Genomic DNA, 20,616 nt, shown 5'->3' with positions numbered 1-20,616 from the left:
ATGGCGCCGTGTGAAAATCCGCAGATGCGGTTGTTTAGGTCAACGCAGCAGGAAGTAGCCGACGACGTTGAGAATGATGAGCAGCAGCAGCGCGCTGAAGAAACCGGCGCTGGTGAAGAAGCCGGCCGCCATGGCGATCAGCAGTGCGACGCAGAACAGCGTGCCGTATTTGGCGCCGGCGATGAAGAGGTCGTAGGTCTTCTCATGCTCCGGGTAATCCATCGCAGCGCCCGTCTCGACCGGTCCGGAATGATGTTCAGCCATAGTCTACCTTCTCCTAAGCACCCGCACCCGTCAGCGGAAAAGCCTCGCTGACAGGCACCGAAAACAGATTCCCTCAAGCGTGAAGACACGCGTCTTTCTGGCCATACACAATGGATCGGCAAAGCGCAACGGCAAGGCAGGCAGAGCGTTTCGACCTTTCTCGTTTCCGAAACAGAACGGGCCGGTTTCGCAAGAAACCGGCCCATCATGCGACATCAGAACGCGGAGCGCTTATCCGGCAAAGGCATTTCCGGAAAGCTGGATGCGCTCGCCGCCGAAATGCGCGCGGCGCGCGGTCGGACGCACGGTCAAAGGGCTGAACGGCAGGCCGTCGCCCCGGGCAAACATCATACGGCGCTCATAGGGTTCGGATTTGAAGAACGGGAAGCGCTGGTAGAGCGAGGGCAACGTCTCCTTGACGTTGGTCGCCAGCAGCATCAGGTCGATAATGAACTTGCCGTGGTTGCTCTTCGGCGAAGCCACGAAATCGGCATCGAAGACGCGCTTGTAGAAGGCCGAATGCGCAGGCTTGACCATCTGCACGCAACGGTCCGTCTGGAAGTAATCCGTCGCCATGGTGGCGATACGCAACGTCAGATACGGGATTGCCGGCATCTCGCTCCAGATTTCCGGGTCGGCGGCCAGACGAACCGGGTCGATCAGCGACATGCCGGCATCGAGGAAGGCATTGATTTCATCCGGAAAAACCTTTCCCGACGAAGTGACGCGGTGCTCCGGCGTGACGTGGTGCAGGCGCACCGTCGAGATCAGCCGCTCCTCGTAATAGATGCCGAAGACATAGGCATGGCTATCGAAATCGACCTCGTCGATCAGGACCGCCTGCTCGTCGAGATGCATGACGGCGCCCGCCTTATAAGCCTTGTAGCGGATGCGGGCGACGTCTTCCATGTCCTCGCCCGTCTCGACGCGGCGGTACTCGATCCTGTCGAGCAGCCCCAGAAGCTTGTCCGAAAAGCGGTTGGTCGCCGTCTCTACGCTGGCCATTGTCCCCGTATCCTCGATTGCAAGAGCACCGGCAGCCACCGCGCTGCCACCATTACAATCGTCGATATAAGACAATTTGTGTAAAATACCATTCATTAACCTTAATAAATGGTTAACGCTAATTTTGAAGACACTGATACGCCGTATCGAATTCATACGTCACGGAGGAAGAAGACAGGAAGGATCAGGCGACGCGGCGGCCGCGGCGGCGGGATTCGCCGGATTTGCGGGCGAGAGTCTCGTAGAGATCACGCAGTGCGTCAGGCGACATGGGCGCTGCGAAGACATAACCCTGCACGAGATCGGCACACTCGTACTTGTTGATAAGCGCAAGCTGCTCGCGCGTTTCCACGCCCTCGACGACGATACGCAGGCCGAGTTCGCGGGAAAGGTTGACCGTGCCGCGCAGGAGCTTGAAGCGGCGCGGGTCCTCGCCGATGTTGCGCACGAAGGACCGGTCGATCTTGATGACATCGAGCGGCAGCTGGTCGAGATAGCTGAGGCTGGAATAGCCGGTGCCGAAATCGTCGATGGCGATGGTGATGCCGCGGGCACGCAGCTCCTGCAGGATGGCCTGCACCTTGACCGGCTCTTCCATGAGGCAGCTTTCGGTGACCTCCAGGTGCAGCCGGTGCGGCGCGAGCCCCGCCACTTCCAGCGCTTCGGCAACGAGGTCGATGATGCCGGTGCCGCGCAGGTCCTGCACCGAGAGGTTCACCGAGACACCCATATGCGCCGGCCAGCCCGCGCAATCGGCGCAGGCACGCATGATCATGAAGCGCGTGATCTCGGAGACGATGCCCATCTCTTCGGCAAGCTGGATGAAGACGTTCGGCGGCACCGGACCACGCTCCGTATGCGTCCAGCGCGACAGCGCCTCGCAGCATTCGATGCGCGTGCCGTCGGGCACGAACATCGGCTGATAGGCGACGGACAGCGTGTTGCTGGCAAGTGCCTCGCGCAGATCGTCCTTGAGCTTCTGGCGATCCATGTAGCGTGCGTCCATCTCCTGCTCGAAGACGGTGACGCTGCCCTTGGCGCGCGACTTCGTCTCGAAGAGCGCGAGGTCGGCGCGGATCTGCATTTCCTCCAGCCGGAAATCGTCGCTCGAAACCATAACGGCACCGGCGCTGAAGGAGACGAGGAAGGTCATGCCGTCAAATTCGTAGGTACCGCGCAGCTGCTCGTGGAACCGGCGCATGCGCGCTTCGAGATCGCGGCGGTTGGTCTCGTTGGGGAAGAAGAGGATGAATTCGTCACCCATCAGATGACCGGCGAGCACCTTGTCGCCGGCAAGCTTGCGCAGCCGCTCGGCAATGGCGCACAGCAGCCGGTCGCCGGTAACGTGCCCCTTCATGTCGTTGACATGTTTGAAGTCGTCGACATCGAGCACCATGAAGCCGACCGTACCGGCCTTCTTGCGCTCGCCCAGCGCCTCCTGCACGAGATCGGTGAAGTAGGCGCGGTTCGGCAGGCCCGTGAGACTGTCGTAGCGCACCATGTGCAGGATCTTCTTTTCCGCCCGAACGCGTGCCGTCACATCCTCGAAAATAAGCACGGCGCCACCGTTTTCACGCGGCGAGGCGGTGAACTCCAGATAGAGCCCGTCCGTGACCTGCACCAGCGCGCGGGAACGCTCTCCCTTCAACAGCTCGTCGAGCTGGCGCAGGATCACCCTGCTCTGCTCGGTGTTGAGGAAGGTGTTGCGCACGCCGAACCTGAGGACGACGTCGAGATGGCAGTCTTTCAGCCGCTCCTGGTTGCCAAGATGCAGAAGCTCGCAAGCCCGGCGGTTTGCGACGAGGATACGGTGGTCGGCGTCCAGCATGAACAGGCCGTGCGGCATGTTGTTCAGCGCCGTGTCAAACCGGTCGGCGATGATGGAGACCTCGCGCGTCGCTAGCACGTTCTTGTAGAGAAACTCGCGCACGCCGTTCGCCATCATGCGCGTCGTCATCACGAAAGGCAGGATGAGCACCGCGAGCACGGCATGGTAGAAATCCTGAAGCCCCAGGAAGCCCACGACCATCGGAAAACATGCGGAAAAAGTCATGTAATCAACGGCGCGTTTCGAACCGCAGTTGCGCCCGACGACGGAGACCATGGTGGCAAGTGTCACCGCGATCGTGGCAAGCTCGGCAAAGCTGTCGCGGCTGAAGAGCAGGCTGTACCCGCAGGACGTACCGAGCGCCAGCGTCGTACCGACGGCACCGAGATTGTACCAGTTCTCCCAGTAGCGGATGCCGTCCATGTCGAGCGCTGCGTGGTCCACCCGGTCGAAATGGCGCATGCCGACGGCACGCAGCGACCAGATGGCGATAACCAGCCCGCTCCAGATCAGGAAAAAGGGGTCGGCGGTCTTGGCGTAAACGAAGGAGAACGTGATGACATGCGAAATCATGCCCACGAAAAGGGTCTGGCGGTTCCCGTACAGCGAGCTGACGAACGACAGGTAGACATCAGCCGGCAGTGTGTTTTGACCCTTATCCTTCATGGACTCGGCACTCCCTTGACACGAGAGGGTTACCGACCAAAATTTAATGAATGATTTCGGGAAATTACCCAATAACGAGGGTATTGCCCTGCATCATTGCACGCGCACTCAACCCAGAGAAGACGCTCTCAACCTCATATTGCAACATTGAGGCCGTTCGCGCAGCCAACTCAACCTAACATGGGCCGCCCGCGCAATATCCTGTCTCCGGAGCGATACAGTATTACGCGCACGCAAAGCGAAAAAAGTCGTATATGCAATCGCTGTTTGCAAGCATGTAGTTAACAAGGCGTCGCCGAACCACACCGGGATTCCCCGAACCTAGATCAGTATATCCTTCCGTCTACCGCCTGGAAACCGGGCTTCGGCCGTCATTTCGCCAGAATGGGGGAATTGACTGATCGGAGATTTGATAGCAAATCGTCAATTGGTATTTCTTTTTCCGGAGCCCATCATGTCGAAACCCGTTGTCGCCATTCCCGCCGATATCAGGGAGATCGAAGGCAACGTCTGGCAGGCCACCCCGAACCAGTATGTGCGCGCCGCCGTCAAGGGCGCCGACGTCACGGTGTTCCTCGTGCCGGCGCTCGAATCGGACAACGATTTCGACGGCATTCTCGACCGGGTGGACGGGCTCCTCGTCAGCGGCTCGCGCACCAACGTGCACCCTTCCCTCTACGGAAAAGAAGCGACCGATGCGGAAGGCCCCTATGATATGGCACGCGATGCCACCAGCCTGCCGCTGATCAGCCGCGCGCTGGAGCGTGGCATTCCGCTGCTCGCCATCTGCCGCGGCATTCAGGAACTGAACGTCGTGCTCGGCGGCACACTCGCCAACGAGATCCAGGAACAGCCCGGCATGTGGGATCACCGCAAGCCGGACACTCCCGTGCTCGACGTCGCCTATGGCATCCGCCAGACGGTCCACGTCAAGGAAGGCAGCTGCCTTGCCACCGTCGTCGGCGCCGGCGACGTGCAGGTCAATTCCCTGCACCGGCAGGCGATCTCCGACATCGCACCGCGTCTTGCCGTCGAAGCCGTCGCCGAAGACGGCACGATCGAAGCCGTCTCCGTCCTCGGGGCCAAGGCCTTCGCAGTCGGTGTACAATGGCATCCGGAATATTGGGTCGGCTCCGACCAGCCGTCGAACAAGCTGTTCGCCGCCTTCGGCGAAGCGGTTCGCAACTATGCTGCCGCGAAGCAGGGCGCGCCCCGCCCCGCCAAGACGGCCGGCGAGGCCGACGTGCTGGCTTTCGGCTCGGCCAAGACCGCCTGAACGGCCCGGCCTCGCACGACGCGTCGTCATGAAGCGCGCCGTGCCCTCTCTCGCGAAACCGCCCAGAGGAACAGGCCCGCAAGGCTGAAGGTCGCCCCCGCAAGGCAGACCCCTGCCCAGCCGAAACGGGCATAGCTCACCGTCGAGACGATGGCGCCCAAGGCGCTACCGGCCGAGTAGAAGACCATGTATCCGCCGACGAGGCGGCTGCGGGCATCAGGCCGGCGAGCAAAGATAAGGCTTTGGTTCGTGACGTGCACCGCCTGCACCGCGAAATCGAGCAGCACCACACCGATGGCAAAGACCGCGAGCGAGTGCGGCAGGAATGCGATTGCCAGCCAGGAGAGGCAGAGCAGCACAAGGGATAAACCGGTCGTGCGCTCCGCAAGGCCGCGCTCAGCGGCAGAACCATCGCAGTCCAGAGCGTGCTGAAGCTGGCGAAGATCAGGAAAGCCAGCCCCGCCCGCAGGCGCAGCACCGGCTCGTTCAGAAAGATGAGCGGCATGGATTTCAACACGCTGCCATAGCGTTCCGCACTTGCTACCGGGATCGTCCGTGGCAAGACTCGCATGAGCAACGCGCCCAGGAGCAGCATGAAGCCGGCGGAGACAAGATAAACGATCCGCCACCCGCCCACATCGGCCAGGATGCCGGCAACGAACCGCGCCGCCAGGATACCGATCACCACGCCCCCGGTGACGAGGCCAACGGCCGCACCACGCTCTTCCGGCCGCGCCAGCGTGGCGCTGAGGGCTACCAGCACCTGGAGCACGACTGCCAGCAGGCCCACAACGATCATCGCACCGAACAGGGTAAGGGCATTCGGCGCCCCGGCGACGACAGCAAGCGCCAAGGCGGAGAGCAGTGTCTGGCCGATGACCAGCTTGCGGCGATCGAGCAGGTCTCCGAGCGGCACGAGGAAGAGCAGGCCCACCGCATAGCCGACCTGCGTCAATGTGACGACGAGGCCGACAGCGGCCGGATGAATGGCAAAGGTCGCCGCGATCGCATCGAGCAGGGGCTGGGCATAGTAGATGTTCGCCACGCTGCTTCCGCAAGTGACGGCGAAGACCAGCAATGTCAGCCGCGAGAGGCCCGATGTTTCAGGCGCTTGCCTCGGTCCATCGGCGGGCTGGCACGGGCGGGACTGGGAAAGGGTATCGCACGTTTTCATAATCAACCTCATCTTTGTCTTATGATGAGACCACCTTCGGAACACCTCTTCCAGTTCTATTTTAGAACCAGTTTGTCGCCGAGGGTACCCGATATGAAACGCAAGAGTTTTCGCGAGGCCGAATGCCCCGTCGCGCGCACTTTGGACGCCATCGGCGACTGGTGGTCGCTGCTCATCGTGCGCGATGCCTTCGACGGCATCCGGCGCTTCAGCGCCTTCCAGCAGAATCTCGGCATCGCCCGGGGCATGCTGAGCACGCGCCTGCGCGACCTCGTCGAGGCCGAGGTCCTCGCTCTCGCCCCGGCATCGGACGGCAGTGCCTACCAGGAATACGTCCTGACCAAGAAGGGCCGCGACCTCTTTCTCGTCATCGTCGCCATGAGGCAATGGGGGGAGGACCACCTCTACCGAGCGGACGAACGCCATTCCGTGCTGGTGGAAACGGCAACCGGCGCGCCCGTCGGCCGCCTCAGGCTGCAAGCCGGGGACGGGCGGCGGCTCGGCTGGGCCGAAACCTGTGTATCGGGTGCGAAGCGCGATACCTCCGCGGCAGACGAACCGAAAGGGCGAAGGGCGTCCCCGGCAGGATCCAATCCGCCGAGGCAGCTCTAGTTCCTTGTTTTCTTGGGCGTTTGCTAGTCGGCCGAAATCATCGTGATCATGGCATCGGCAGGTTCGACGGCCTCATAGGCGAGACCGTCGCCATCGACGACGGTCAGAATGGCCTCACCCTGCGCATCAGCAACGATGACTGTACCATCGCCGTTGTCGACCCAGGTGCGTGCAGCCGAAAGGCGTGGCCAGACGGCGTCGCAGTCGCTGTTGGCAGTGAAGCGCTCGCTGCGGCTCGAAATACGGTCACCGCGCTCTGCAAGGCAGGCGGTATTCGCCACCACATTGGAAATGGTATAGCTGTGCGCGAACACCGAAGCGGGAACGGAACTCGTCGTCACCGGGTCCACAGCCGGTGCGCGCTCCGCCGCAACACTCCAGAGCCCCAGCGACAATGCGCCGGCCACGGCGGCAATCATCAGCGTCTTCATGGGCTCTCCTTCGCGATCGACTCGATGGCAAAAGCATGCGCCCGCAAAATTGCCGAAAGGTTAACGAAGGCTTTCCAGATCGTTCCCTGCTTTTCGCACAAAGGGCGTTTCAGGCACCGGGGTCAGGGCCGCACCACGCTCGAACCAGGCGAAGAGATTGTCTGCCACGAGGTCGGCCATGGCATCACGCGTTGCCACCGAAGCCGAAGCGACATGCGGCAGGAGCGAGACGTTCGGCAGGTCGAGCAGTGCCTGCGGCACGTTCGGCTCATCATAGAAGACGTCGAGCCCGGCCGCCGCGATTACCCCGTCCCCAAGTGTTTCGGCAAGGGCGCCCTCATCGACCGTCCAGCCACGCCCGACATTGATCAGCACGCCATTGGGACCGAGCGCGCGAAGGATATGCGCATCGATCGTCCGGTGCGTCTCGGCCGTCTTCGGCACGATGGCGATCAGGATATCCACCGCCTCCGCCAGTTCCGCCAGCGAGGGATAATAGGCAAACGGCACGTCCTCGCGCGGGCGCCGCGTGTGGTAGGCGATCCCGACGCCGAAGCCCTTCAGCCGCTCGGCGATCGCCATGCCGATGCGCCCCAGCCCGTAGATGCCGGCCTTGCGGCCCCGCAGGCTGAGCGGTGTCAGCGGGAAGGCGCCCTCGCGCACCCAGCGCCCTTCGCGCAGCCACGCCTCGGCCTGCGGAAGGCGGCGCACCGTATTGAGCAGCAGGCCGATCGTCGTATCGGCCACCTCGTCGTTCAGCACATCGGGCGTATTGGTGACAGCTATGCCGCGTGCCGCGGCAGCCGCCACATCCACACCATCGTAACCGACGCCGAAGCTTGCGATGATTTCAAGCGACGGCAGGTGCTCGATCATCGCCGCGCCAAGACCGCCGGAAACCGCGACACCGGAAATGCTCGCAGCCTCGGAGCGAGCGAGCAACGCCGGATCCGCCCGCTCGATACGCACCACGTCGAAGGCGTCCTTCAGGCGGTCGAGCACCCGGTCGCGGATCGTGCCGGGCACGAGAAGACGCGTCTTGGCCACCATGGCGAGATCTCCCTTTACCCGACGCCTCAGCCTTCCGGATGGGCCTTGAGCGGTCCGGTGGATTGCCGGATGCGCATTTCCGGCTTGATGAGGTGGATGCCGTCAGGCTCGTGGCTGCCCGAGAGCTTGTCGAGCAAAGCGCGGGCGGCATTGCGGCCGACTTCGGACTGGCCGTTCCAGACGGTGGTCAGCGCCGGGGTGGCGATCGCCGCCTCTTCCAGGTCGTCATACCCGGTTACGGAGACGTCGCGGCCCGGCACGAGGCCGGCGCGGGCGATGCCGTTCATCAGGCCGATCGCCACGAGGTCGTTCCAACAGACCGCCGCGGTCGGCTTCTGCGGCAGGGAGAGGAAGTGCACCGCCGCCTCGAAGCCGCCCTGCTTGGTGCGCGGCCCGGGGATGCGCAGGCCCGGATCGACCTCGATATTCGCCTTGCGCAGCGCATTGACATAACCCTGGTAGCGATCGCGACCGGTCGACGTCTGGTCCGTGCCGCCCACCATGGCGATGGTGCGGTGGCCGAGGCCGATCAGGTGGTTGGTCGCAAGCGAGATGCCGTAGCTGTCATCGCCGCGGAAGATCGGCACGTCCAGCCCCTCGATCGAACGGGCGATCAGGATCGCCGGCATGCCATTGTCCTCGGCAAGCCGGATATCCTCCGGTGGCGTGCCGATGGCCGGCGACATGATGACCCCGTCGCCGCCGAGCTGCAGCAGCGTCTCGACGAAATTGCGCTGCTTTTCGACCGAATCGTAGTGGTTGGAGAGAATGAAGGTCTGCCGGTCGCGGTCGAGCTCGCTTTCGATGGCCTTCAGGATTTCCGCATAGAACGGGTTCATGATGTCGTGCACCACGACGCCGATGATGCCGGAGCGGGAGGTGCGCAGGCTGGCGGCGCGGCGATTGTAGATATAGCCGAGCGCGCGGGCCTGTTCCTTGATCTTGTCACGGGTGGTGGCTGCGACGAGCGGGCTGTCCCTGAGCGCAAGCGATACCGTCGCCGTGGAAACACCGAGCGTTTCCGCGATGGTGGAAAGCTTGATTTTCTGTGCCACGACCCCTCCCCGACGAACGCCAAGCAATGCGGCGTTTAAAACCGTTTATTTAAACAGTTTAAATCTCGTCGGCAACTGCCTTTTCGACCTCACGAGGGGCGTCCGCCAGGCCACCGTGCAGGTTTTCGTCCATGGCGCGCAGGAGCTTGAGCAATTGGCGCACATCCTTCTCGCTCAACCCTTCCGCCGCCTGCTGCTCGCTGAGCCGGCCGGCCTCGGTGATGTGATCGACGGAAGCCTCGCCGGCCTCGGTGAGATGCACGACGGTCAGCCGACCGTCCGTCTCGTCCGGCCGCCGCTCCACGAACCCTTGCGCCTCCAGGCGCCCGATCGTGCGCGTCATCGTCGGCGCCTTGACCCCGAGCCGGGCAGCGAGCGCACCGGCGGTCAGGCCGCCATCTTCCGCAAGGGCCAGGATCACGCCGTCCTGGCCGGCATAAAGACCGGTGGCGAGAAGATTGCGCGACAGGACCGTGCGCATGGAGCGGGCCGCATTGACGACGGCGGCGGCAAGTCCGGCGCCCGAGACATCATCATGCCCCTTCTTCTTCTTGCCCTTCTTGCCGTCCTTGTGCTTCTTGCCCATCGATTGCCTCCGCCTCACCGTACCTTGCATCACCCTTGCATCGCGGGCATGGCCTTGTATGACTCATGTGACAGTCGGGCGGCAAGACGGGATAGAGGCAGACGATGACGCATCCGAAGATGCGGTGGGGCGACAACGATCCGGCGCTTTCGGCACGGGACCGTGCCGGCTGGATCGCCATTCTGCCGCTCGGCGCCCATGAAGGCCACGGCCCGCATTTGCCGCTCGAAACGGACACGTTGATCGCCGACGGCATTGCCGCGCGTCTGATGGCCGTGCTGCCGGCGCACCTGCCCGTGACCATCCTGCCCGCCGAGCCTGTCGGCTATTCGCCGGAGCATCTCGACGTGCCCGGCACGCGCTCGCTCGGCTATGCGGAGGCGGTGGAACGCTGGCTGGGCATCGCGGGAGACCTCAACGCAAAGGGCGTCCGAAAGCTTGTCCTGCTCAACGCTCACGGCGGCAATTCCCCCCTGCTGACGATCGTCGCCACCGAGGCCCGCATGCGCTGGAACATGCTCGTCGTTGCGACGGCCTGGACCCGTTTCGGCCAGCCGGACGGCTGGATTGCGCCGGAAGACAAGGCGATCGACATCCACGGCGGCGATATCGAGACCTCCGTCATGCTCGCCCTGCATCCGGAACGCGTTCATATGGACAAGGCGGAACATTTCGGCTCGCGGCAGGTGGAGTTCGCCGCACGCTTTGCGCATCTGCGCGCCTATGGCCCGCATGCTTTCGGCTGGAAGATGGCCGACCTCAATCCGAAGGGCGTCGCCGGAAATGCCGCAGCAGCAACCGCAGGGCGCGGCGAGATCCTGATCGCACACGCCCTCGGCGGCATCGTCGCACTCCTCGAAGACGTCGCAGCCTTCGACGTGGAGACGCTACGCTAAGGAGCACCAAGCCGTTTTGCGTGACAACAAGGCCGGATCGCATTTGCGCTGGCCCGTGCGATCTCCTATATCAGACGCCAACCGGACGCTGCAGGCGTCCCCGCCATCGCTCGAGGTTCCCATGACCGAAACAGCCCTCCCCAAGCCCATTCCCGTCACCGTGCTCACCGGCTATCTCGGCGCCGGCAAGACGACGCTGCTCAACCGCATCCTGACCGACAATCACGGCAAGAAATACGCCGTCATCGTCAACGAATTCGGCGAGATCGGCATCGACAACGACCTCATCGTCGAATCCGACGAGGAAATCTATGAAATGAACAACGGCTGCATCTGCTGCACCGTGCGTGGCGACCTGATCCGCGTGGTGGAAGGTCTGATGCGCCGCCCCGGCCGCTTCGACGCCATCATCGTCGAGACGACGGGCCTTGCCGATCCGGTACCGGTCGCCCAGACCTTCTTCATGGACGACGACGTGCGCCAGAAGACCGAACTCGACGCCGTCGTGGCGCTGGTCGATGCAAAACACCTGCCGCTGCGCCTGAAGGACAGCCGCGAGGCCGAGGACCAGATCGCCTTCGCCGACGTCGTGCTGATCAACAAGACCGATCTCGTCAGCCCGGAAGAGTTGGCCCGGATCGAGGCGACCGTGCGCGTGATCAACCCGTCGGCCCGCATCCACCGCACCACCCGCTCGGAAATCGATCTCGCCAAGGTTCTCAACCAGGGTGCGTTCAACCTGGAGCGGGCGCTGGAAAACGACCCGCATTTCCTCGACCACGATGCCCCGGACCATGTCTGTGGCCCCGACTGCGGCCATGACCATGGCCATCACCATCATGGTCACGACCACGATCACCACCATCATGATCACGACCATCACCACCACGATCATGACCATCATCGCCACGACCACGGCGTCTCGCCGATCCACGACGTGACGGTGCAGTCGATCTCGCTGCGCGGCGGCGAGATGAACCCGGACCGCTTCTTCCCGTGGATCCAGAAGATCACCCAGACCGACGGCCCGAACATCCTGCGCCTCAAGGGCATCATCGCCTTTGCCGGGGATGACGAGCGTTACGTCGTGCAGGGTGTGCACATGATCGTCGAAGGCGATCACCAGCGCGCCTGGAAGGACGGCGAGAAACGCGAAAGCCGCCTCGTCTTCATCGGCCGCGACCTCGACCGCGAGAAGATCGAACGCACCTTCAAGGCCTGCGAGGCGCAAGCGAACTAAGGGTCGCGGGAGCGGATGCGTGGAAACCTGGTCTGCAAACGGCCTCGGCCGGAACTGGGTTCCACTCTTCGAGCTTCCGGACCAAAGCCTGTGGCGAGGAGATGTCATTCGTCTTCCCCATCACCCCTCCATCGGTCCCCATGCGGGGCCGGTGGATCTTCTCCTGTTTGAACTGTGGGGATATGATAGGATTTTGGGGCTGATGATGACCAAGGGCTACAAGGCTGGAATGCCCTGGATCTACTTGCCGCCAGAAAGCCAGGGCACCAATCGCCTTTCTCTCGAAACCGCTTGGTTGCGTGAAAACTGGGACCGGTGGTTTTGCTACAGGGATTTTCCCGATGAACTGGACGCTCCTGTTCCTTTGCCAAAAGATGGCGTATTGGTCCGTCGCAACTCCTCACCCGCACCAAGACTGAAAGTGCCGTAATGCCGACTGTCGCTCCTCTTGATCTCGACGGCCACGTCGTCGCGGCCGCCTTCCTCGGCGATGTGCCGTTCTTCGCCACCGCCTCCGGCGCCATCCATCGCCTCGACCACGGCCAGAAGGTCACGGAAGCGCATGACGGGCTGCTCGCCTGCACCAGGGACGAGGCGAACGACACGCTGATCACGGGCGGCGAGGACGGCAAGGTGCAGCGCATCGCCGCCGACGGCACCGTGGCGCTTCTCGCCGAAGTGCCGCGCAAGTGGATCTCGATCGTCGCCGCCGGTCCGCAAGGCACCGTCGGCTTCGCGGAAGGTCGCACGGCGCGCGTGCGTCTTGGCGACGGCACGATCAAGGAATTTACGGAAAGCCGTTCGATCGAGGGCATCGCCTTCGCGCCGAAGGGCCTGCGCATTGGCGTGGCGCGCTACAATGGCGCCTCGCTGCATTGGGTAGCAATGGCCGGCCAGCCCGTCGATCTGGAATGGAAAGGCGCTCACACCGGCATCACCTTCTCCCCCGACGGCCGCTTCGTCGTGACCAGCATGCAGGAAAACGCCCTGCACGGCTGGAAGCTCGACACGAAGCCTGGCGCAGACGCCCGCCATATGCGCATGACAGGCTACCCGGCCAAGGTGAAGTCGCTCTCCTGGTCGGTGAAGGGCAAGTGGCTCGCCTCGTCGGGCGCACCGGCGGCCATCGTCTGGCCGTTCTCCGCGAAAGATGGTCCGATGGGCAAGCCACCGCTGGAGCTTGGCACCCGCGCCGACGTCATGGTCACGTCCGTTACCTGCCATCCCGCCGAAGAGGTCGTCGCCATCGGCTATTCCGACGGCATGGTGCTCGCCGCCCGCTTCGCCGACAGCCGCGAGGTGCTGCTGCGCCGCCCCGGAAAGGGCGCCATCACCTCGATGGCCTGGAGCAAAAACGGAAAACTTCTGGCTTTCGCCAGCGAAGCCGGCGATTGTGGGGTCATCGATCTTGCGGGATAGGAGCGGCATCGTGGCGCGTCAGGTGATCGATTTTGCCTCGCCCATCGCCAGCGACACGGAAGGGCGGGTCTGGACCGACATCCGGGCCGCGGCGCAACTGCGCGCCGACGAGCAACCGCGCCTTGCCACGTTGCTGCACCCTATCCTTGCGGCCAAAACAGGCCGCCAGATGTTGATCGGTACGCTCGCCGCGCGGCTCGCCCACACAGCCGGCGACCGGGCGCTTGCGGCGAAAGTCCTTGCCTCCACCGAAGACGGCGCACTTCTGGAGGAGACCGAGGCCGATCTCCTGGCGATCGTGACACGCGACCCCGCCAATCCCGATCCACTCACCGTCCTCCTTCACCTCAAGGGTTTCCAGGCCCTGCAGGTCCACCGCTTCGCCCATCGCCTCTGGCAGGCAGGTCGCATGGAAGGCGCACGCTGGCTATCCTCGCAGGCCTCCCTCGCCTTCGGTCTGGATATCCATCCCGCCGCACGCATGGGCCGCGGCATCATGCTCGACCATGGTTCCGGCATCGTCATCGGCGAGACGGTCGTCGTGGAAGATGACGTCTCGATGCTGCAGCAGGTCACGCTCGGCGGTACCGGCCGCGACAAGGGCGACCGCCACCCGAAGGTGCGCCGCGGCGTGCTGATCGGGGCTGGCGCGAAGATCCTCGGCAATATCGAGATCGGCGCTTATAGCAAGATCGCCGCCGGAAGCGTGGTGCTGGAGCCAGTCCCTGCACATACGACGGTCGCCGGCGTGCCCGCCAGGATCGTCCGCGTCCACTCTGAAGACGAGATGCCGGCCGCGACGATGGACCACCGGATCGACTGAATTCCTTACGCTTCCTTGAAAACGGGAAGGCCCGAGAGAGCGTTGCTCTCCCGGGCCCCACAGACCGCACGGGCGGGGGTGAATGCGGTCAGTGCTTGCGCTTCTTGCAACCGCAGTCGCTGCCGCCGAGAATGCCCAGCGTGTTGCCGTTGAGGACACCCGACAGGGTACCGTTGAGCACGCCGTTCAGCACGTTGTTGCCGTCATTGTCACTGAGGATGTCGCCGACGCCGACGCTCGGGGCGATCACAACGCCGCCCGTCTTGTTGTTGTTCAGGATGCCGATACCACCGAGCAGGCCGCCAGCCGATGCCTGGCCAGCGCCGGCGATTGCGAGGACGGATGCGATTGCGATGATGCGGGTCATGTTCATGCTCTCTCTCCTTCGGTTGTGTACCTCGCTGGTACGCAACCGAAGGTAATATAAGCACGGAATTACTCAACCGGATTCCCTAGTCATAGCAAATAGTTAACCATAACATAGACAAGTTTAACGAATCCCGCCCTTCCTCAAGCTAAAATAGAAAAACACGCATATCCCGGTCGAACATCAACCATCGGGGGAATTTTTAACCATACAACTCTAGGATTCTGTTCCAGAAACAGACAGGAACAGACCCGATGCGCTTCCTTGGTGGTTTCCTCTGCGCGGCTGTGATGCTGACCGGATACAACCCGGCAAGAGCCGATTCAACCGTCGACTACAGGACGGGCATGGGCTGGTCGTCGAACATTTTTCAGGACCCAACCAACCTTTCCGCCGCCTTCAGCGAAGCAAAACTCGCCCTTCGCGGTACCCTTGCTCTTGAGGACTCCCAGGTTGCCTATGCGGTGAGCGCGAGTGCCCGGTGCGTGCCGAAATACCGTTTCGCCGACCAGCGCACGATCGGGCTCGAAGTTGGCTTCACCTACGATGTCAGCAAGGCGGTGAAGGTCACGCTGAAGGGCGGCATCGAGCGCCGGCGCAACGGCGATATCTTCCTCGCTCTTCCCGGCGCACTCATCGGCTATCGCAAGGACGATGTCTTCGCAACGGGGAGCGCCGGCCTGACGGTCGATCATTGGGGCGGACGCAACCACCTGACGACAACCCTCTCGAACCTCGACCGCGGCAAGGCGCATTTCACCCTTCCCGGCCTGAAGCCGACCCAGCTCGAAGCCGGGTACAGTCTGCTGGACATCACCGGTGGTCATATCCGGCCACTGCTCGGCGGTGAGGTGGGTGCGACACTGCAATACAGAGCAAGCCATATCGCACGTTCCGAGCGCAGGATGTTCGAACGCTTTCCGGCGGAAACCCTGCGTGGCTCGCTCGCCTATGGCCGGGCCTACGCCAACGGTATCACCCTGATGGCCGAGGCCGGCGTCGTCGGCATCACCAGCGCCTATCTCGGCACGACCGTCGAGCGCACCCGCCCCTTTTTCAAAGGCGAGGTGACCTGGCAATTGCCCCACAAGGCCGTGCTGAAGGCCAAGCTGGCACGCGACCTCCAGCTCGCCGACATCGACGATCCGCTCGCCGAGGACGTGCGCACGATCGGGCTCTCGCTTGAAAAGGAACTGACGGAAAAGCTGAAGCTCACACTCGCCTACGAGCAGGCCTATAGTGACTGGCTTTACTACGACTATCGTACACGCACGAAATCGGCCGCCGTCACGCTGGCCTACACGCTGCCCAAGGGAGCGACGGTGGCACTGGAATACAGCCACCTCGTGCGCCGCGAAAACGACAAGGCCGCCGATTTCACGGTCGACGGCCTTGCCGTACGGTTTGCCGGCTCGTTCTAGAACCGTCGCAGCGGTGGCATGGAGCGCTTTTGCGGAACGCCAGAAGGCCTCACCATTCGAGCTCGAGATGCGGCCGGCCGTTCGAGGTCTTTTCCGTGGTTCTGCCGGTTTCATCCACGGTGCAATGCACGCGCTGGCGGAAGGCGGAAAAACTATCGAAGGTCACCACATCCACCGGCTCATCGAAATGCAGCACCATGCGGTAGCGGCCGGGCTGGCCGGTCAGCGCCTGCACCCCGAGCACCTGTGCGTCGAAGGGTTGGCCGAGATAATGGCCGCGCACGCGAGCGCCCAGCATCCATGGATTGAACGGTGGCCGGTTGCCGACGACCGCATGCAGCGTGTTCCAGTCGCGAAAACCGTATTGGGCGGCGATGAGTTCGAGGGCGCGGGAATGGGAAATCGCCTGGTCGTCCTCGGAAAAGCGGGCGCGCAGCCGCTTTGCCTGATCTTTCAGGGCGTCAAGCGATGGAAGGGGCGTCGGTGATGGACGCATGTTAGATCTCCAGTAGGTGCATGCGTCGTTTCGGAGGGAGCCCGCATTGCCACCGGTTCGCATGCCTGATGCTGGAAGACCGATTTTTCTGAAAGAGAGACTTCACCAAAGCTTGCGCTCGCGGGCGGCAGGGGCTCTCACCCTAGCCCTGCACATAAGGCCTCGCCGGCCTCCTGTCAAATCAGGCCCGTATGGACCCTTGCAGGATTTCCGTTGGCGTGGGAGCAATCTCACCGGGAGGAACCGACCATGACGCTCATCACCCTGCTTGCCTTCGCCGCCGTTGCCTTCATCGGGATCGCCACGCCTGGCCCGACGGTGCTGTTGACCCTCACCAACGGTTCGCGCTACGGCCTCCGGCGCGCCCTGCCCGGCATGGTCGGCGCCGTGCTGTCGGATTTCGTTCTGATCGGCGCGGTGGCGCTCGGTCTCGGCGCGCTGCTCGCCGCCTCCGAATTCTGGTTCTCCGTCGTCAAATGGCTGGGCGCCGCCTATCTCGCCTTCCTCGGCATCCAGATGCTGCGCTCCACCGGCTCGCTCAGCCGGGCGCTCGATGCAGCGCCGGCAAATCTCGGCTCCTCAAGGGCGATCTTCGCCAAAAGCTTCCTCGTCGCCGTCACCAATCCGAAGGGCTATCTCTTCTTCTCGGCTTTCCTGCCGCAGTTCATCGATCCCGCGGCTGCGCAGGCGCAGCAATATGTACTGCTCGCCCTCACCTTCGCGGCAATCGATTTTCTTGTCATGTTCGGCTATGCGGCACTCGGCTCGCAGGCCGTGCGTCTTTTGAAGACATCCGGCGCCATATGGCTCGACCGCATCTGCGGCGGCGTGCTTTTGGCGCTCGCCGGATCCCTCGCCTTCTACCGTCGCGCGACGGGCTGATGCGCCTGCTCCGCCCGGCTGGGACGGAGCAGGTCGATCATTCTAGAACCGATAGGTGACACCCGCACCGACCAGCCAGGGATTGAGCTTCGCCTTGCCGGTGAGCGGCGCCCCATCGAGATCAACTTTCCATTTGGGCTCGAGGAAGATCTTCTTCACGTCGAAGTTCACGCCCCAATGCTCGTCCAGCATATAGTCGAAACCGACCTGCAGGGCCGCGCCGAGCTTGTTCTCGATGTCGAGATTGGAGAACTTGCCCGAGCCGGACTGCTCGTAGAACAGGCTGTAGTTCACCCCGGCACCGACATAGGGCTTGAACGCACCGAAATCGGTGAAGTGGTACTGCAGGGTCACCGTCGGCGGCAGCAGCCAGGCCTTGCCCACCTTGCCAAGCCCCTTGATCCCACCATCCGCATGCACATTCGCATAGGTCGTGCCGAGAATGAGTTCGGCCGCGACGTTGTCGGTGAAGAAGTAGGAGATGTCGAGTTCCGGGATGACCGTGTCCGAATAGGAAAGGTCGGACCCCGGGATACCGTTCACGAAGCCGGAATCGTTCGTGATGACGCCAAGACCGCGCACACGGATCTGCCAGGGGCTCTGCGCTGCGAAATCAACCGTCGCCTCCGGCGGCGCCATGCGCTCCTCAAGGTCAGCTGCGGCAGCCTGTCCGGCCAGCAGCGCCAGGCCGGCGGCAAGGGCGGCACGCCCCATCCAATTTCCCTTCATGTCGTCTCTCCATCAAACGCGACTCGTCTTTGCGAGGGCGACTATGAAGCGAGGCGGCACGATGCTCCTTTGAGATGGATCAAACAGCGGCACATGAAAGGAGGGATTGGCGAGAAATTCGCGCCAATCTTGACAATTGCCCAATTAAAACAATGGGAGATATCAAACGGAAGAGGGCCGGCCGGTCGCCGGCCCGAATGTCAGGCCGCCTTGCGCGGCTCCGCCACCATCCGCCGACGTCCGCTTGCAACGAGCACACCGGCAGCACCGTCCAGCCAGCCGTCCTTCAGCTCCAGCGCGAGAAAGCGGCGACGCTCGAACGGACCAGGCATGACGAGATGCTGTGCCTTATCGGCAAAGAAACCGAAGCGCTCGTAATATTCCGGATCGCCCACCAGCAGCACGGCCCCGTGACCACGGCCCTGCGCCTCGGTGATCGCAGCCCGCATCAGCGCACCGCCGATGCCCTTGCCTTCGTGCTCGCAATCGACGGCAAGTGGACCGAGCAGCAGCGCCGGCACGGCATTGCCTTCGGAATCGACCCCGGCCTCGACATTCCACAGACGCACGGTGCCGATGACGTGGCCGTCCAGATCCCGTGCGACAAGCGCGAGACCTTCGGCCGGCATGCGGCCGCGGCGGATCTTTTCCGACGACTTGCGGAACCGGGCTTCGCCCATGACGCGATCGAGCAGGCGCTCGCGCGCAACGACGTCGCCGGCATTCTCCTGGTCGATGGTGAAGGCGGCATGCGCGAAGAACGCGCGGACAGAATCAAGAACAGTGGCCATCTCTGGGCCTCCCGCACTCAAAACCGATTCAAACGGTATCCAGAACAAATTGTGAGGGTGGCGCTCCCGCAGGGACGGGAGCGCCGGGTGGTCAGATCACGTAGGCCTTGAGCGGCTCGAAGCCGTTGAAGGCGACGGCCGAGTAGGTCGTCGTGTAGGCGCCGGTGCCTTCGATCAGAACCTCGTCGCCGATCGAAAGCGAGACCGGCAGCGGATACATGTTCTTCTCGTACATCACGTCGGCCGAATCGCAGGTCGGGCCGGCGAGAACGCAGGGCTCCATCTCGTCCGTATCGCGCGCGGTGCGGATCGGGTAGCGGATCGCCTCGTCCATCGTTTCGGCGAGGCCGCCGAACTTGCCGATGTCGAGGAAGACCCAGCGGTGATTGTCGTTGTCGGACTTCTTCGAGACGAGAACGACTTCCGCCTTGATGACACCCGCATTGCCGACCATGCCGCGGCCCGGCTCGATGATGGTTTCCGGGATCTGGTTGCCGAAGTGCTTCTTCAGCGCACCGAAGATCGCCTTGCCATAAGCTTCGGCAGACGGGACGTCACGCAGGTACTTCGTCGGGAAGCCACCGCCCATGTTGACCATCTTGAGCTCGATGCCCTGCTTGGCAAGCTGCACGAAGACGCGCTTGGCATCGGCAAGCGCCGAATCCCAGGCATCGACCTTCGTCATCTGCGAGCCGACATGGAACGATACGCCATAGGAGACGAGACCGTTCTGGTGGGCATAGACGAGCACGTCGACGGCCATCTGCGGTACGCAGCCAAACTTGCGCGACAGCGGCCATTCCGCACCTTCACCATCCGTCAGGACACGGCAGAACACGCGTGCACCGGGAGCGGCACGGGAAATCTTCTCGACTTCCTCATGGCTGTCGACGGCAAAGAGCGAAACGCCGAGCGCATGCGCCTTGGCGACGTCGCGTTCCTTCTTGATCGTGTTGCCGAAGGAGATGCGGCTCGGGGTGGCACCGGCGTCGAGCGCCATTTCGATTTCGGCGACGGACGCGCAATCGAAGTTGGAGCCCATGGAGGCGAGCAGGCGCAGGACTTCCGGGGCCGGGTTGGCCTTGACAGCGTAGTAGATCGAGCTGTCGGGCAGCGCGTGGCGGAACGCCTTGAAATTGTCACGCACGACATCGAGGTCGACCACGAGGCACGGGCCGTCGGGACGTCGGGTGTTCAGGAAGTCGATAATACGTGCAGAGGCCATTTCGGTATTCCCCATATCCAGGTTGCTCCGGGAAAACCCCAGAGGACAAAGGGCAGATGCGAGCACGCTCTGGAACCAGCCGGTGGAGACCCCGGAACCAAGCATGCGCATCATGCGCGAACGGTGAACCAAAGCCCGCCTAGGCTTTAATTCGGCTTTGTCTGCCATGGATTGGCGGGAGAACCCGACCGCACGTCCGGCAATGAAGGTGTGCCTCTTCAGTAACCCCGGCTGTTGGAAAGCCGGCAGACACCAGAAAGGCCCGCACCGTCGTTGCTTCAAGATGTCCTCGCTCTTCCGGTTGGCCGGAGAAACGACTGGAGGGGTTAGTTCCAGGTACCTTACCGAGTTCCTCACCAAATCGAGGGTCGGCGGACACC

General features: G+C 63.0%; 21 protein-coding genes and 1 pseudogene. 9 read left to right on the top strand and 13 right to left on the bottom strand.

Features of this window, described 5'->3' with window-relative positions:
* Nucleotides 1–39: 39 nt before the first annotated feature.
* The 3 genes from AKG11_RS09970 to AKG11_RS09960 all read right to left on the bottom strand — a co-directional run bounded on the left by AKG11_RS09970 (nt 40) and on the right by AKG11_RS09960 (nt 3,763).
* Entirely contained in the window at nt 40–264 is a 225-nt protein-coding gene (locus tag AKG11_RS09970; protein ID WP_023515782.1) for an aa3-type cytochrome c oxidase subunit IV, read from the bottom strand.
* A gap of 231 nt (nt 265–495) precedes the next feature.
* The gene (locus AKG11_RS09965) at nt 496–1,269 is read right to left on the bottom strand and encodes an N-acyl amino acid synthase FeeM domain-containing protein (RefSeq protein ID WP_050743768.1); all 774 of its coding nucleotides are present in this window, start codon (nt 1,267–1,269) and stop codon (nt 496–498) included.
* Between the two features lie 184 nt (nt 1,270–1,453).
* Nucleotides 1,454–3,763: a putative bifunctional diguanylate cyclase/phosphodiesterase gene (locus tag AKG11_RS09960; protein ID WP_050743767.1), complete on the bottom strand. Its 2,310-nt coding sequence runs from the start codon at nt 3,761–3,763 to the stop codon at nt 1,454–1,456.
* A gap of 454 nt (nt 3,764–4,217) precedes the next feature.
* Here AKG11_RS09960 and AKG11_RS09955 point away from each other — a divergent pair, with 454 nt between their 5' ends.
* Nucleotides 4,218–5,039, top strand: coding sequence for a gamma-glutamyl-gamma-aminobutyrate hydrolase family protein (locus AKG11_RS09955; RefSeq protein ID WP_050743766.1), 822 nt, complete (start codon nt 4,218–4,220; stop codon nt 5,037–5,039).
* A 26-nt stretch (nt 5,040–5,065) separates the two neighbouring features.
* Here AKG11_RS09955 and AKG11_RS09950 read toward each other — a convergent pair.
* Nucleotides 5,066–6,213 (bottom strand): annotated as a pseudogene (locus tag AKG11_RS09950) (MFS transporter).
* Between the two features lie 93 nt (nt 6,214–6,306).
* On the opposite strand from AKG11_RS09950, the gene AKG11_RS09945 reads away from it, so the two are divergent.
* Nucleotides 6,307–6,825, top strand: coding sequence for a winged helix-turn-helix transcriptional regulator (locus AKG11_RS09945; RefSeq protein WP_050743765.1), 519 nt, complete (start codon nt 6,307–6,309; stop codon nt 6,823–6,825).
* Between the two features lie 23 nt (nt 6,826–6,848).
* On the opposite strand, the gene AKG11_RS09940 is transcribed toward AKG11_RS09945, so the two are convergent.
* From AKG11_RS09940 to AKG11_RS09925, 4 genes are read right to left on the bottom strand one after another with little or no spacing between them, the layout of a single operon-like run.
* Complete coding sequence (locus tag AKG11_RS09940) at nt 6,849–7,256, bottom strand: hypothetical protein (protein WP_050743764.1); 408 nt, start codon at nt 7,254–7,256, stop codon at nt 6,849–6,851.
* Nucleotides 7,257–7,316: 60 nt separating this feature from the next.
* Complete coding sequence (locus AKG11_RS09935; RefSeq protein WP_088016422.1) at nt 7,317–8,303, bottom strand: 2-hydroxyacid dehydrogenase; 987 nt, start codon at nt 8,301–8,303, stop codon at nt 7,317–7,319.
* Nucleotides 8,304–8,332: 29 nt separating this feature from the next.
* Nucleotides 8,333–9,361, bottom strand: coding sequence for a LacI family DNA-binding transcriptional regulator (locus tag AKG11_RS09930; protein WP_023515982.1), 1,029 nt, complete (start codon nt 9,359–9,361; stop codon nt 8,333–8,335).
* A gap of 58 nt (nt 9,362–9,419) precedes the next feature.
* Nucleotides 9,420–9,947, bottom strand: coding sequence for a MarR family winged helix-turn-helix transcriptional regulator (locus AKG11_RS09925; RefSeq protein ID WP_023515981.1), 528 nt, complete (start codon nt 9,945–9,947; stop codon nt 9,420–9,422).
* Between the two features lie 104 nt (nt 9,948–10,051).
* Between AKG11_RS09925 and AKG11_RS09920 the strand changes: the two genes are divergently transcribed.
* The 5 genes from AKG11_RS09920 (at nt 10,052) to cysE (ending at nt 14,325) form a co-directional block, all read left to right on the top strand.
* Entirely contained in the window at nt 10,052–10,843 is a 792-nt protein-coding gene (locus AKG11_RS09920) for a creatininase family protein (protein ID WP_023515980.1), read from the top strand.
* 121 nt (nt 10,844–10,964) lie between these two features.
* Nucleotides 10,965–12,083: a CobW family GTP-binding protein gene (locus AKG11_RS09915; RefSeq protein ID WP_050743762.1), complete on the top strand. Its 1,119-nt coding sequence runs from the start codon at nt 10,965–10,967 to the stop codon at nt 12,081–12,083.
* Between the two features lie 19 nt (nt 12,084–12,102).
* Nucleotides 12,103–12,513: an Imm45 family immunity protein gene (gene imm45, locus AKG11_RS34505; RefSeq protein WP_157255814.1), complete on the top strand. Its 411-nt coding sequence runs from the start codon at nt 12,103–12,105 to the stop codon at nt 12,511–12,513.
* Complete coding sequence (locus tag AKG11_RS34500; protein ID WP_050743761.1) at nt 12,513–13,502, top strand: WD40 repeat domain-containing protein; 990 nt, start codon at nt 12,513–12,515, stop codon at nt 13,500–13,502. The genes imm45 and AKG11_RS34500 overlap by 1 nt, the downstream gene beginning before the upstream one ends.
* A gap of 10 nt (nt 13,503–13,512) precedes the next feature.
* On the top strand, nt 13,513–14,325 hold the full coding sequence (gene cysE, locus AKG11_RS09905; protein WP_088016416.1) for a serine O-acetyltransferase: 813 nt from the start codon (nt 13,513–13,515) through the stop codon (nt 14,323–14,325).
* Nucleotides 14,326–14,413: 88 nt separating this feature from the next.
* Here cysE and AKG11_RS09900 read toward each other — a convergent pair whose 3' ends face one another.
* Nucleotides 14,414–14,698 (bottom strand): hypothetical protein, encoded by a 285-nt coding sequence (locus AKG11_RS09900; RefSeq protein ID WP_023516271.1) that lies wholly within the window; start codon nt 14,696–14,698, stop codon nt 14,414–14,416.
* Nucleotides 14,699–14,946: 248 nt separating this feature from the next.
* Here AKG11_RS09900 and AKG11_RS09895 point away from each other — a divergent pair, with 248 nt between their 5' ends.
* Nucleotides 14,947–16,113 (top strand): hypothetical protein, encoded by a 1,167-nt coding sequence (locus AKG11_RS09895; protein WP_050743760.1) that lies wholly within the window; start codon nt 14,947–14,949, stop codon nt 16,111–16,113.
* A 49-nt stretch (nt 16,114–16,162) separates the two neighbouring features.
* Here AKG11_RS09895 and AKG11_RS09890 read toward each other — a convergent pair whose 3' ends face one another.
* Nucleotides 16,163–16,609 carry a glyoxalase superfamily protein gene (locus AKG11_RS09890; protein WP_050743759.1) on the bottom strand — a complete coding sequence of 149 codons (447 nt, stop codon included), beginning with the start codon at nt 16,607–16,609 and terminating at the stop codon, nt 16,163–16,165.
* A 249-nt stretch (nt 16,610–16,858) separates the two neighbouring features.
* Here AKG11_RS09890 and AKG11_RS09885 point away from each other — a divergent pair, with 249 nt between their 5' ends.
* Nucleotides 16,859–17,491 (top strand): LysE family translocator, encoded by a 633-nt coding sequence (locus AKG11_RS09885; protein WP_050743758.1) that lies wholly within the window; start codon nt 16,859–16,861, stop codon nt 17,489–17,491.
* 42 nt (nt 17,492–17,533) lie between these two features.
* Here AKG11_RS09885 and AKG11_RS09880 read toward each other — a convergent pair whose 3' ends face one another.
* The 3 genes from AKG11_RS09880 to odc2 all read right to left on the bottom strand — a co-directional run bounded on the left by AKG11_RS09880 (nt 17,534) and on the right by odc2 (nt 20,236).
* The gene (locus AKG11_RS09880; RefSeq protein WP_050743757.1) at nt 17,534–18,220 is read right to left on the bottom strand and encodes an OmpW/AlkL family protein; all 687 of its coding nucleotides are present in this window, start codon (nt 18,218–18,220) and stop codon (nt 17,534–17,536) included.
* Nucleotides 18,221–18,420: 200 nt separating this feature from the next.
* Nucleotides 18,421–19,011 (bottom strand): GNAT family N-acetyltransferase, encoded by a 591-nt coding sequence (locus tag AKG11_RS09875; protein WP_023517129.1) that lies wholly within the window; start codon nt 19,009–19,011, stop codon nt 18,421–18,423.
* A 91-nt stretch (nt 19,012–19,102) separates the two neighbouring features.
* Entirely contained in the window at nt 19,103–20,236 is a 1,134-nt protein-coding gene (gene odc2 / locus AKG11_RS09870; protein ID WP_050743756.1) for an ornithine/lysine decarboxylase, read from the bottom strand.
* Nucleotides 20,237–20,616 lie beyond the last annotated feature (380 nt).

The sequence above is a fragment of the Shinella sp. SUS2 genome (assembly GCF_001262505.1).
GTDB lineage: Bacteria > Pseudomonadota > Alphaproteobacteria > Rhizobiales > Rhizobiaceae > Shinella.
Note: the sequence above shows the minus strand (reverse complement) of the source record. Positions and strands in the feature narration are given on the sequence as shown.